Origin of the sequence: Rhizobium sp. Root1212 (genome assembly GCF_001424985.1) — a bacterium.
In the GTDB taxonomy this organism is placed as follows: domain Bacteria; phylum Pseudomonadota; class Alphaproteobacteria; order Rhizobiales; family Rhizobiaceae; genus Pararhizobium.
On record NZ_LMDA01000022.1, the window covers coordinates 292003 to 305271 of the forward strand.

Sequence of the window (13269 nt, forward strand, 5' to 3'; positions counted from 1 at the left end):
GATTGTCGGCCGATGGCCGGCAGGCATGTAGTCTTTTAACGGGGTACCGGCTCACGATGGCAATTCCCGATTACCAATCCCTGATGCTTCCCGTTCTGCGGCTTGCGGCGGACGGCGAAACTCGTGTGCCGGATGCGGCGGAAAAGCTGGCCAACCAGCTTGGTCTGTCCATCGCGCAGAGGGAGGAGATGTTGCCGAGCGGCCGTCAGCGCATTTTTCACAATCGCATCCATTGGGCAAAGTTTTACATGACTAAGGCGGGCCTGATCGATAGCCCCGCGCGCGGCCGCTTCGTGGCAAGCCAGGCGGGCCGAGCGCTGCTGGCCACCAATCCCGCCGGTATCAATGTTGACACGCTAAAAACCTATCCGGCCTTTGCCGAGTTCTACGCGTCCAGCACATCCGGCACTGGCGGCACAAATGCCGCGTCAGCTGGCGCCGGTGAAACCATCGATGCAACGACCTCCGCAACGCCGGAGGAACAGATCGATGCTGCGCAGGCTGTACTGCATCAAGCCCTGAAGGCGGACCTGCTGCAACGCATTCTGGCGCAGAGCCCGGCATTCTTCGAGCGCGCCATCGTCGATCTTCTCGTCGGCATGGGCTATGGCGGCAGCCATGAAAATGCCGCGCGCCGGTTGGGCAGATCGGGCGATGGGGGCATCGATGGCGTGATCGACGAGGACCGCCTTGGCCTCGACCGCATCTATGTGCAGGGCAAACGCTACGCGTCACATGTCAGCGTCGGTCGTCCAGAAGTGCAGGGCTTTCTCGGCAGCCTCGTCGGCGTCGGTGCCGCCAAGGGCGTCTTCGTCACCACATCCAGCTTCTCCGCCCCGGCCACCGATTTCGTTCGCCACCTGCCGCAGCGCATCGTGTTGATCGACGGCGACCGCTTGGCCGACCTCATGATCGAGCACGGCGTGGGCGTGCGCATCGCCCGCACCGTGGAGGTGAAGCGGCTCGACGAGGATTTCTTCGTCGAGGAATGATGGTGCGTGACGGATGCGGAAATAGTTTCCGCATTGCAGGCAGAACGCGCGGATTTAAAATCGATCGGCCCTTTCAGAATTTTACCTGGGATTGCCGTTGTTAGCACTGTGCAATTTCCGGATATGCTCCTACCTTCAACTCAGGATGATTTTCTTCCGAAGCAGATGCAACCGAGTGCTGGACTTGTGCCAGCAAGGAGCTGGCATGAGCATAGACCGTATCCATCTCAGGAAGTTATTGAAAATCATGTTTCTGGCGGACGGGCCGAGACGTACTGCTCTACGAACTGATATTCGAGAAGAGATAGCGAAGGACGCGGGCGATGACGGCGGTGGAGGTGATTTCTATGCGCCGTTCTGGGCCGATGCGCGCGCTCACGTCTTTGGAATGGAGGACCTTCACACCGCCGTCCAAGCCCGCATTCAGGCAAATGGGCGGAGAAGCAACCTCTACCCCAGGCTGCGAGATGGTTTCCTCAGGTGGTGGACCGAAAGAAGACGCTGGACAAACGCGCCCTTTCAGCCAGGGCAGCAGCTAAAATCCAACTTCCAATCCCCTGATCTGGGAGCGACGGTGAAGGTTGACAGCATTCTGTCCGTCCGCGATGCGCAAGGTATCGAGCATTACATGTACCCATATTTCGCCCCGGAACCGGTCTTGTCGGCCGAAGCGGCTAGGCTCGGGTTATGGCTCTTGCTAGAAACGTTGGATCAGGTGCCACCAGCGGAAATCCGTATCCTTGATGTGATCCGTGGCGAGACCTTTTCCATTGATCGATACCCTCTTCTAGGCACCGAAGAGCAGAACTTCACTGATCGGTATCGCGCTCTGCTTGCGGAGCGAGCGGCCTTGGCCGAGGAATATGATTAAGCGCCCGAGCTGCACCGATTGGACGCAATCCAATGCAATCCAGCGACGCGACGACGCCGTGACCAAGAGCTACAAGATGCTTTCGGCGGAGATGCTGACAGCAAGGCGGTATTCCTCGCTCTACTGAAGAGGTTTGAAGACAGCTAAAAAAGCACGCTGTCCGCCGCCTACCAGCCGAGCTATCTCCGGGCTAACGGTAGAGGCTGGCACGTGACAGGAAGAAATAATATAAATTCGGAGCCCGCCCATGTCTGTTCAGAACGTCCGTGCCGCCATCGAACGATTCCTCGCTTACGACAAACCGCAAGTGCTGTGCATCCGGGGAGCATGGGGCACCGGTAAGACCTACACATGGGACGACGTGCTGAAAGCGGCTGCGGCTGGGAAGAAGATCAAGGCGAAGAAGTACGCCAAGGCGTCCCTGTTCGGCCTGAATTCCATCAAGGAACTGAAGCGGGAAATCTTCCAGTCAGCCATCGATATCGACCAGATCGGCAAGCCTTTTGATATCGATAACGTCAACAACGTGGTCGATAACCTGAAGTCGTGGGGCAAGTGGGCTTTGAACAAGGCGAGCTTTGTCCATGAGGATGCGATGACGGCCGCAATCGAGGTGGCGGCACTTTTCGCCCGTGAACAACTCATTCTCATTGATGATCTTGAGCGCAAAGGCGAAGACCTGCGGAGCGTGGACGTGCTCGGCTACATCTCGCAGCTGAGGGATGACCGTTTATCTAAGGTAGTCCTGCTGCTTAATGACGAGGAGTTGAAAGACGAGACCGAATTCACGTCTTACCTTGAGAAGGTCGTGGATGTGTATCTGCGCTTTGAGCCTACCTGCGAGGAAGTCGCCCGCATTGCCATTCCCGAAACAGACAAGGTTTCAGTGCTGGTACGCGACAACGCAATTGCGCTGGGCATCACCAACGTACGTGTCATCCGGAAGTTACATGCACTGGTGAACGATTTGCTGCCGCTCATTGGCAAATACTCGGACATCGTAACCGTAAATGCCGCCGCCGTTATCACACTTCTGGGATGGAGCCACTTTCAGCCGAAGAAAGCCCCGCCTCTCGAATACCTGAAACGGGTCAACACTTACTCCCCGAAGCAGGACGACGTGGACCTTGATATGAAGTGGCGCGACCTTCTTCTGAAGTACCACTACACCCATACCAGCGATTTTGACCTGGTGTTGTTGAAGGGCATCGAAAACGGCTATTTTGACAAAGGCGAGATCGAGAAGCATGCGGCTGAGCTTGATCGGGCCGATGCGAGAAATCAGGTCGAACAGGAGGTGCGGGCCATCTGGGATGATATGCACTACTCCTTCACGAAGCCGGCACAGGGTATCCTCGACAAATTCTTTGAATGCTACATGCGCAATATCGAGTTTATGACGCTTAGCGATATGTCGATTTTCGAGCGCCTGTTTCGGGAATTGGAAGACGGTCGCTCGCATCAGCTGGTTGACCGGTACATTGAGGTCAACAAAACCAAGCCTGACGCCTTCGACGTTAACCGGCTTGAGCGATTCGGTAACGAGCTAACGCCGCCGGTAAAGGAAAAGATCGTAGCGGCCGAGGCAGAGCAGGCACCCAAGCTCAACCCCGACGAGGTGCTCATTGCCCTTGGTAAGCGAGGTTATGAGGAAGAGCTATACGACGTTGCCGCTAAGCTGCCGGTAAGCGAATTCATCCGAATCCTGAAATCCTACGAAGGGTCAAAGCTGTCCGACATCATCTCAGGCATGCGCCAGTACCTTAACACAGGTGGGCTAGACCCACGCATACATACCATCATGGACAAAGCAGGACTCGCCTTGCGGCAAATAGCGGAGGAGAGCCCCATCAACAAGCGCCGGGCCATGCGGCTTGGCCTGATCCAGCGACTTGATGCCAGGGATGCAGAGGCGGCAGGCGGTGAAATAGCCGAAGGCTAGAGCTTCGCCCCTGCCCGCATCAATCCCCTTGCGCCCATCTTCGTGATTGCCGCTAAGACGATTACACTTGCCACCCGTTGTTCGCCAAGAGGTAGGGTTGCACTGTCAATGCTACCGCACGCAGTGGAATGGTCTCGTCCTACAAAAGGGCAAACACTGAGGGTGGAAATAATTATCCGATCTGGCAAAGTCATGCGTGCCCCGTTAGCGGCGCTCGAGCATAGCCTGATGAGTGGTTATTATTCCGTCCGTGAGAGGCGAACTAGACATTGGAGGATACTAAAACCAAGCCACTCGGCTTTGTGCTTGATGGAGCCTATTTGAATGGTGCGTTCAACTCATTGTTGCGCAATATTGCGCCTAGCCACCGACCCGAATCAGATGGAACGAAGTAACAGCAATGCTCGATCAGATGTTCACTGCGGAAAACTTCCGTCGTACCTATGATGCCGAGAACCGCAAGGGTGTCGACCTTGCAGCACGCTATTTTCCGACGCTCGAACCGTTCACGTTCGCGGTACGCGACAAAATTCAGGAGGTTCGTAATCTACGGAAAATCGAGGCCACACTGGCGGCTGCCGATTTCGAGACGCAGTTAATGGCGTTGAAGGCTGAATTGGCCGAATTGAAGACAGCTAAGTCATCCGCAGTGGACGCCATAATGGATGAGATGAGCCAAAAGGTGCTGAAGCCAAGCTTCAAAATCGAGCTGTCCCAAAAAAACGGACCGAAGGGAAAGCCCGTTTTCTGCATTGATGCAGAGCCCGAGACTTTCTTCGTGATTAAGCAACTTCAATTCAACGTCCATCGGATTTACGGCGTGAAACAAGCGAATCGTCACGACCTAGTCTGCCAGCTTCGCGACATGCTCGGCAGCAAATTTCCTTTCGAGTTGGTCCGCACAGATATTTCCTCGTTCTACGAAAGCATCGATCGAAAAAGGCTGGTCGAGAAATTGGACAGAGACCAGCTATTAAGCCCAGCTTCAAAGAAATACATCAAGCAGGTGCTGGACTCATACGGCAACATTTCCGGCACGGCCACAGGAGTTCCTAGAGGCGTCGGGATCAGCGCCTATTTGGCTGAGCTGTATCTGCGGCCGGTGGACAATGCAATCCGGGCGATCCCTGGCTTGGTACTATACTGCCGCTATGTCGATGATATCGTTGCCGTGTTCGCTAGGCCCCCAGCAGGCAAGATACTTGGGTCTTTTAAAGACCTGATCATAGCAATATTCGGCGACAATAGCCTCACCCACAACGCGGCGAAGACCTCTGAATTCAAGCTGGTCGACAACGATGCTAAGAAGTTCGAGTATCTTGGTTATCGGTTTCACCTCAAACCCGGGCAGTTTGAAATCAGTCCTAGCGCCGCGAAGGTGGCTAAATATCGGGCGCGGATGAATGCCGTGTTTGCGGAATATTGGAGGGAGAAACCGGTCAATCCTAAGGGGGCATTTAGGAAGCTGATAGGACGCGTAAAATTCCTCACGGGCAACACGCGCCTGTCCAACAGTAAGTCACGAGCAGCCACCGGCATATACTTCAACAACTCGATCGTCACAGACTTATCGAGTTTCAAACTTCTCGATAAGCGCCTCAAGACGCGTATTGCGGAACTCAAGCGAACAAGCCTCCAAAAACAGCTAAAAAAGCTAAAATTCACTACGGGCTTCGAGCAACGTCGGTATCATAATTTCAGTACAAGAGAGCTGCAGATGATCGTGAGGGTCTGGAAGCATGGCTAAGCGGAGGGTCTCGCTTACCCACAGGAAGCAAAGGTCAGTGCTAACGGACATGTTGCCGTTCGAGGTGCCACCGACATTTTCCAACCGGGGCTATTATGCCTTCTTGAGGGACAACAGCATTGAGATTGAAAAGGGGCAGTTGCGCTGGATTTGCGAGACGGCCAACCTTGATCAGACAATGCGCTTACTATTCGGGTTCACGCCGACGGCCGTTATTGCAACCGAAGTTGTGAATGAATGGGGCAAGCAGAAAACGCGCCGCTCTGTGCCCATCGGCAAATGCCAGATGGCGACTATTCCGTTCAATTTCCGTGTCGCTCATAATCTTGACGGGCGCACGCTAAGCGTTGTGCATCCGCGCAATCAAGTTGCAGTTGCGAGCTTCTACGCAACGCACAGCGCGCTAATTATATATCATACTTCCGTAAGCGAATTCTCGATTCGCCATCCGGTGTCGGTGTCGCGCTATGCTTATTTTAAGGACAAACTCCATCAAGATCGCCTAGATGCCGTCGCAGGGGTGGAAGAAGAAGACCGGGAGTATGAACAGCTCGGTTCCTATTTCGTCTATCGAAAATACCGAAATATCCATCGGTTTTTCGAGTCGTACAAATATCACCGAAGCGAGAAAAAATACGATGCGATGGTTCAGATTGATGTGAGCAAATGCTTCGACAGCATCTACACTCATTCGCTGCCTTGGGCCGTGCTGGGAAAAGATCAGACGAAATTTAGTCTTGAGGAATCGAAGGGTACATTTGGGGGGAGATTCGACGCTCTCATGCAGAACTTGAATCATAACGAAACTAACGGCATCGTCATCGGCCCAGAGTTTTCCCGAATTTTCGCAGAAATCATTTTGCAGTCGATTGATGCGCAATTAATCACGCAATTGGCCGAGGGGGCAAAACTAACCCACAAGGTCGATTACGAAATTTTCCGGTACGTGGATGATTTTTTTGTTTTCTACAACCAGGAGTCCACCCACCTAAAGATATTCGAGACGCTTCAGGAAACTCTCAAGTCCAAAAAATTGAGCATCAACACGGCTAAGATTAAACACTATCAGAAGCCGATAATCACCGAGATCACAATCGCTAAAGAGCGAATCTCGACCCTTCTGAATGACGAGATCAATCCCGCGTGTGTGGAAGAGCCGCTTGACGATCCTTTCATATTGCCCAAGCAGACGTTGGTCTGCGCGATCAATGCGAACCGCCTGATCATCCGTTACAAGGCCGCACTAAAGGAGGCAGGTGTTACCTATGGCGATCTGCTGAATTACACGTTCGCTATAACCGAGAACAAAATCGAGAAGCTCTTCACAGCTTATCTTGAGAGCGGCAAGTCAGACCGCGATCGCAAGCGCCTCTCCAGTACCCTGCTCGCTATCATGGAGTTCTCATTTTTCGCGTACTCGGCGAGCCCGAAGGTCAATCACACGATTCGCCTCTGCCGGATGATCGCGGCCTCCGTTGATTTTCTACATGCACAAGGTCTGTCATACGAGCTAAAACACCTGCTGTTTAAGTACGTCCACGACAACGTTATGCAACAGCTCGAAAAGAACACAATGAGCGTTCATCGCGAGATCGAGAGCCTCTACCTACTCATATCCCTATCGCAGATCGGCCGGGAATATTGGCTGCCGGTTTCGGTCCTGCTCCGACATTTTCTGATCGAGGAAGAAGAGGGCACGGGGAATTACGTTCGCCCGTCGGGCTTCATGAACCACTTTTCGATCACGATCTTGCTGACCTACATCAAAGACAAGATTCGTTATGCGAAGCTAAGGGGCTTCGTGGAGGCGCATGTCATTGTCAAACTCAACTATATGAAGGCTCACTGCCCGAACGACGCCGAGACGTTGATCATGTTGTTTGATCTAATCGTATGTCCCTATATTAGTAACGCAACCAAGATCGCGATCGGAGGGACTTTCGGCCTGGATGCCGCAAGCCTCTCGTCTGTTCAGTCCGCAAACGATTATTGGTTCACCGCCTGGGGTGATAAATTCGACCTCGGGAAGGAGCTAGACGCGAAGCGCAGCCGTGAGGTATACTGACTGTGGCGCTCCGCTTTATCCTTAATGGCTGTTGGCAGCCCACACACAAGCGCCTTCGCTTCTCCTATATCAATTGGGGGTTGGGTAACTAGACGGCAGGAGCGGGCCGTCTCATCCCCCGTCATTACCGCGACTGAAGCTGCCCTCTGGCCTCTTCTACTCATGGTTATCGACAATCTAAGCGCCTTTAGTCTTACGTCCGCGCGTGCGTTTTGCTGCGGCCAGCTTGTCGAAATCCAGGCCTTGGTACGGTGTCAGATCGATGTCAGGCAGCGGCATGTAAGCGATCTGGCGGGCCTTCGTTTCGGTCAAGGTTTGGAAGCCATACAGCTCGTGCTCATCGGCCCCCAGCTCGTGACCCGCCTGAAGCTTGCGATCACGGGGTTCGATGCCTTTGTCACCGGAGGTCGAAATGAACCCTGCCCGCAGCGAGTGAAACTTTTCCTGGGCAACATCCTTGATGCCAGCCTCATCCATGAGGCGTGACATGTAGGACGAGGCACTCTTGCTGGGATCGTCCAGTCTCATCAGTTCACGGAAAATGAACGCGTCGCCCTGCTCTTTCGCCCATTGCGGAAAACCGATTTCAACAAGGAAATTGTGCAGCACAAAGAAGCTGACGCTGGCATCCGTTTTGTAAGGCACGCGCCGCCAGACGCCGTCGCGGTAAACGATGCCCCCGGTCTGCGCGACCCAGACGCCTTCGAACTTTTCGCGGAAATCCATCCCTTGGAGATGAACCAGCAGGCCGAGCCGTCGTCCTGTTAAAAGGCCGAGCAGTGGTAGCATTGCCGTATCCATCATCCCCTGCTCGACACCTGTTTTGAGCAGTAGGCCAATCTTCTGGACAGATAGCGGCTCTGTCCGAAGCGGGTCGCGGGCGGAATCCGGGTAGACAAGTTTCGCACCGGCGACTGGATTGGCATAGTCATAGGTGGTCGTTCTGGAGCCGAAAGCCGTCTTCACGACGGCTACATATCCCTCCTGCAATGTTTTAAGCGCAAGTGTTTCGAGATGAAAATCCCGATTTCCGGCAATGATCTCACGCGGCGTGAGGCTCTCATCTCGGTCTTTCTGCCGCGCTGGCCAGAATTTCAGAAGCTCGATGAATGCCTGCAGGTCCGTCGGCGTGTATGTGTCGATCGGATGGTCGCCGATCAGCTCGACGAACATATTGAGACGGAATTCCGCGATGTCGAGGTCCGTGCTTTTCCCGGACTTGCCCGATTGGCGTAGTGTCAGATATTCGGACGCGATCTGACTGAACAGCGGCTTTGTGGACGGCTTGCGTTTGACGGTGCGACGATCTTCCTTGAAGGCTGGCGTTTCCGACCGGGAAATAGGCCCCTTCGTCGATCGCCTGATCGAAGGAGTAACTGGCGTCGCGACCTGTTCAGGTGCCGTAGGCATCTGCGTCGAGGAATAGAGCTGTTCAGAAATTGAAACAGGCCCTGCGGACCTTTCATATTTAGAAACGTGTCGGGCGGCCAGGAGTTCGGCATTGTCGGCAATCATATCGTCATAGGGCTGCCCCGATTGCTTCGCTGAAACCTGCTGGCCGATCCGCACCAGGCCGCGCATGAGTTCCAATCCTTTGACCTCCTCCGGCGTCGGCGAACGCGTCGGCTCCCTCGCGTCGAATAGGCCAGCTTTCAGGATGAGGCTGACAAACTCGTAAGGCCAGTCGTCTTCCGCATCGCCCGCGGACATGCCGCTGCTGAAAGAGGTCTGATCAACTCCGTTGTCCTGTGCCATTCTCTTTTCAATCTCCTTGAACGCTGCTCGAGCCAACGCCCCAAGCGCATCGGCAAGCTCCCTTGCTTCCTGATGCGAAAGAGCGCCGAGGCTCACGCGGATCGGTCGCGAGCCTGCGCCGCCCCCGATGCGTTTCGGCAATCTGATTTGAAAAAGGTAGATGCCGCCGCTTCTGACCAGATAGAGCCCGGAGGATCGCTTTTTAAGCTTGCGATTCTGTTTCTTCGCGGAAATGATTTCCGCATCCGGCGATACATCGGAGTGTACATGGCGCGATACAATGCGCGATACATTCATGACTGAACTTCCCTTTTGAGGGCAGACGGTCAGGAATTTACGAGGAAACCCAAGGGCTTGCGGGTAATTGGGGAAGAGTGACCCAAATTATGGCGGAGAGGGTGGGATTCGAACCCACGATACGGTTGCCCGCATGCCGCATTTCGAGTGCGGTGCTTTCGACCACTCAGCCACCTCTCCGGGTCATCCTTGGTCGACGCTTTGGAAGCGCGAGGCGGTTCATAGCGGCAGTTGATCGGGATGGCAAGAGGGCGATTTCATGAAAATGACGCAAAATCAGCCGTCTCGTCTTGACAGTTTTTGTCTCTTCCAGTAATCGCCGCTACTGAAGTGGTGTGGCATGCCCTCACCGCGCCGGGTGTTCATTGCGCCCGTTCACCGGCAGAGCCTCAAAACCCTGCCATCGTCCGACTGGCAAAAAGACGGCCCCTCCCTTTGGGTGGAGAGCCGGAACGAACATGAAAGGATAAAAAATGTTCGCAGTCATCAAGACCGGCGGTAAGCAGTACCGTGTGGCCGCCAACGACGTCGTCACCATCGAAAAGCTCGACGGTGTCGCAGGCGACAAGATTGAATTCACCGAGATCCTGATGGTCGGCGTCGGCGCCGATGCAACCATCGGTGCTCCGTTTGTCAAGGGTGCCGTTGTCAGCGCCGAAGTTGTGGAACAGGGCCGCGCCAAGAAGGTCATCGCCTTCAAGAAGCGTCGCCGCCAGAACTCGAAGCGTTCGCGCGGTCATCGCCAGCACCAGACGACTGTCCGTATTCTGGACATCGCAGCAAACTGAGCCCCAGGATCTAAGGTTTAAAGGAGACATACCATGGCACACAAAAAAGCTGGCGGTTCGTCGCGCAACGGTCGCGATTCTCAGTCCAAGCGCCTTGGCGTGAAGAAGTTCGGCGGCGAAGTCGTCGTCGCAGGCAACATCATCGTGCGTCAGCGCGGTACCCAGTGGCATCCGGGCGCCAATGTCGGCCTCGGCAAGGACCACACCATTTTTGCGCTTACGGCAGGTAACGTGAACTACCGCACGAAGGCCAATGGCCGCGTGTACGTGTCTGTGATGCCGAAAGCCGAAGCAGCGGAATAAGCCGGTAGCGCTCTAAAACAGCCGGCGTCTCATCGACCCGGCTGACCGCATCTGGTTTTCGCCAAAGATCAAAAGGGGAGATGGGGCAATACCCAACTCCCCTTTTTCGTGTCTTTGGAGGATAAGAAGATGCAAACCGAATTGTTGAGGCAGGACCAATCCCGGTCCCCCCAGGAGAGGCCGAGGCCTCAGCGGTCAAGGACCGATTGCCCGATATTGTTATCGCCCCGGCTGGTTTTGCGCACGCCGCATGAAGACGATATCGACGCCCTTGCCCATCTTGCCAACAACGCCAATATCGCCACCATGGTTTCGCGCATGCCGCACCCGTACACGGTGGCCGACGCCGCGGATTTTGTACGACGTACAAAGACCGGCACGATTGGCAAGTGCGTCTACGCGATCACCAAAGCGGACAATGGCGCATTTCTCGGTTGCTGCGGTATCGAGCCGCATCCCGATGGCAGGACGGCGGAGCTGGGCTACTGGCTGGGCGAGCCCTACTGGAACGAAGGCTATGCAACCGAGGCCGCCCAGGCCCTGACGGACATGGCGTTCCGCACCCGCGACATCGACCAGATCGATGCGCGCTGCCGGGTCATGAACGTCGCTTCGCGGCGGGTCATCCAGAAGTGCGGCTTCCAGTATCAGGGCAGCGGCATGGTCGAAAGCCAGGCGCTGGGCGGCATGATGGCCGTCGAATGGTACAGGCTCGACCGCAAGACCTGGATGTCGTTGCGCAGTTGGGGGGGCCGGAGATGACCGCCCATCTGCGTGAACGGCCGCCTGTCGCGGTAAAGCCCGATCTCGGCCCTTGCCCGACCATCCGCACGGAACGGCTGGTCCTGCGGCCGCACCGGCTCGACGATGCTGATGCGGTCGCCCAGTCGCTCAGTGATTTCCAGGTCTCGCGCATGCTGGCGCGGGTGTCGACGCCCTACCACCGGCAGGATGCGCTGGATTGGCTGGTGCGTCAGAATTCAGGCCTCGTCGCAGGCTGGGCGCTGGCGATCACCGATGGCGACGATGTCCATATCGGCTGCATCGGGTTGGAGCTGCGCCATGGGCAGTGGCATGTCGGCTACTGGCTGAACCGTTACTACTGGGGCCGCGGTTATGCCCGCGAGGCTGTCTATGCGGCCATCGAGCGGTTCTTCCGGCGCATGCCGCAGGCGGTGCTGCATTCCGGCGTCTTTGCCGACAATGCCGCATCCCTGAAGCTGCAGAAGGTCCTCGGTTTCGAGGTCACCGGCTGCCGCGATGTCTATGCTTTGGCGCGCAATGCCATGGTGAGCCACATCGAAACCGCTATTACGGCGGCGGGTCTGCGCGCACCGCAGTAACGGTGAAGAAGAGATGCGCCGGCTTATCCGGCGCATTTTCATATGTCCGGTCCCGCGCGGGCCGGAAAGAGCAGGATAATCTTTGACCTGCGCTGTCAGCAGCTATATCGATGGCGGCTCACCGCGCAGTCAGCACAACGACGAATGGCAAGACGATGAAATTTCTCGATGAAGCGAAGGTCTATATCCGCTCCGGCGATGGCGGCGCGGGTGCCGTGTCGTTCCGGCGCGAGAAGTTCGTCGAGTTCGGCGGCCCGGACGGCGGCGATGGCGGCCGCGGCGGCGATGTCTGGGTGGAGGCCGTCAATGGCCTGAATACGCTCATCGATTTCCGTTTCCAACAGCATTTCAAGGCCGGCACCGGCATTCACGGCATGGGTCGAAACCGCACGGGCGCCGGCGGCGCCCATGTGACTCTGAAGGTCCCGGTCGGCACACAGATTTTCGAAGAAGATCAGGAAACCCTGATCGTCGACATGATCGCCGAGGGCCAGCGCTTCCGTCTTGCCGCCGGCGGCAATGGCGGTTTCGGCAACACCCATTTCAAATCCTCGACCAATCAGGCGCCGAACTGGGCCAATCCAGGCCTCGAAGGCGAGGAAAAGACCATCTGGCTGCGGCTGAAGCTGATCGCCGATGCCGGTCTCGTCGGCCTTCCCAATGCCGGCAAGTCGACCTTCCTTGCGACGTGCACCCGCGCCCGCCCTAAGATCGCCAACTACCCGTTTACGACGCTTCATCCCAATCTGGGTGTGGCGACGATCGACGGACGCGAGTTCATTCTCGCCGATATTCCCGGCCTGATCGAAGGCGCCCATGAAGGCACCGGCCTCGGCGACCGCTTCCTTGGCCATGTGGAGCGCACCCGCGTTCTGCTGCATCTCGTTTCCGCCCAGGAAGAGGATGTCGCCAAGGCCTACAAGACCGTGAAACACGAGCTTGAAGCCTATGGCGGCGAGCTTCTCGACAAGCCGGAAATCGTCGCGCTCTCGCAGATCGACGTGCTTGATCCCGATGAGTTGAAGAAGAAGCAGAAGGCGCTTGCCAAGGCCTGCGGCCAGACACCGCTTCTACTTTCGGCGGTCGTCGGCACCGGCATGACCGAGGCGTTGCGGCAATTGCGCGATATTATCGTCCGATCCCAGACCATAGGGGAAGACGACTGA

At 56.0% G+C, this 13269-nt stretch carries 11 protein-coding genes and 1 tRNA gene; 10 read left to right on the forward strand and 2 right to left on the reverse strand.

Annotated elements, in window-relative coordinates; translation table 11 throughout:
- Window positions 1-2: 2 nt before the first annotated feature.
- The 5 genes from ASC86_RS17520 to drt3b all read left to right on the forward strand — a co-directional run bounded on the left by ASC86_RS17520 (window position 3) and on the right by drt3b (window position 7617).
- On the forward strand, window positions 3-992 hold the full coding sequence (locus ASC86_RS17520; protein ID WP_244477637.1) for a restriction endonuclease: 990 nt from the start codon (window positions 3-5) through the stop codon (window positions 990-992).
- 205 nt (window positions 993-1197) lie between these two features.
- Complete coding sequence (locus ASC86_RS17525; protein WP_056324315.1) at window positions 1198-1863, forward strand: hypothetical protein; 666 nt, start codon at window positions 1198-1200, stop codon at window positions 1861-1863.
- Window positions 1864-2110: 247 nt separating this feature from the next.
- Window positions 2111-3805 (forward strand): hypothetical protein, encoded by a 1695-nt coding sequence (locus tag ASC86_RS17530; protein WP_056323958.1) that lies wholly within the window; start codon window positions 2111-2113, stop codon window positions 3803-3805.
- Between the two features lie 400 nt (window positions 3806-4205).
- Window positions 4206-5552: an antiviral reverse transcriptase Drt3a gene (gene drt3a / locus ASC86_RS17535; RefSeq protein WP_056323960.1), complete on the forward strand. Its 1347-nt coding sequence runs from the start codon at window positions 4206-4208 to the stop codon at window positions 5550-5552.
- Window positions 5545-7617: an antiviral reverse transcriptase Drt3b gene (gene drt3b / locus ASC86_RS17540; protein WP_056323962.1), complete on the forward strand. Its 2073-nt coding sequence runs from the start codon at window positions 5545-5547 to the stop codon at window positions 7615-7617. The genes drt3a and drt3b overlap by 8 nt, the downstream gene beginning before the upstream one ends.
- Before the next feature lie 177 nt (window positions 7618-7794).
- Here drt3b and ASC86_RS17545 read toward each other — a convergent pair whose 3' ends face one another.
- Both ASC86_RS17545 and ASC86_RS17550 read right to left on the reverse strand, forming a co-directional pair.
- Entirely contained in the window at window positions 7795-9669 is a 1875-nt protein-coding gene (locus ASC86_RS17545) for a hypothetical protein (protein WP_056323964.1), read from the reverse strand.
- A gap of 90 nt (window positions 9670-9759) precedes the next feature.
- A tRNA-Ser gene (locus tag ASC86_RS17550) sits at window positions 9760-9849 on the reverse strand.
- 293 nt (window positions 9850-10142) lie between these two features.
- Between ASC86_RS17550 and rplU the strand changes: the two genes are divergently transcribed.
- From rplU to obgE, 5 genes are all read left to right on the forward strand, one after another.
- Window positions 10143-10457, forward strand: a complete 315-nt coding sequence (gene rplU, locus ASC86_RS17555; RefSeq protein ID WP_056323967.1) for a 50S ribosomal protein L21 — start codon at window positions 10143-10145, stop codon at window positions 10455-10457.
- A gap of 33 nt (window positions 10458-10490) precedes the next feature.
- Window positions 10491-10760 (forward strand): 50S ribosomal protein L27, encoded by a 270-nt coding sequence (rpmA, locus tag ASC86_RS17560; RefSeq protein ID WP_056323971.1) that lies wholly within the window; start codon window positions 10491-10493, stop codon window positions 10758-10760.
- 129 nt (window positions 10761-10889) lie between these two features.
- The gene (locus ASC86_RS17565; protein ID WP_056324318.1) at window positions 10890-11522 is read left to right on the forward strand and encodes a GNAT family protein; all 633 of its coding nucleotides are present in this window, start codon (window positions 10890-10892) and stop codon (window positions 11520-11522) included.
- Complete coding sequence (locus tag ASC86_RS17570) at window positions 11519-12103, forward strand: GNAT family N-acetyltransferase (RefSeq protein ID WP_056323973.1); 585 nt, start codon at window positions 11519-11521, stop codon at window positions 12101-12103. The genes ASC86_RS17565 and ASC86_RS17570 overlap by 4 nt, the downstream gene beginning before the upstream one ends.
- A 155-nt stretch (window positions 12104-12258) precedes the next feature.
- Window positions 12259-13269 carry a GTPase ObgE gene (obgE, locus tag ASC86_RS17575; RefSeq protein ID WP_056324319.1) on the forward strand — a complete coding sequence of 337 codons (1011 nt, stop codon included), beginning with the start codon at window positions 12259-12261 and terminating at the stop codon, window positions 13267-13269.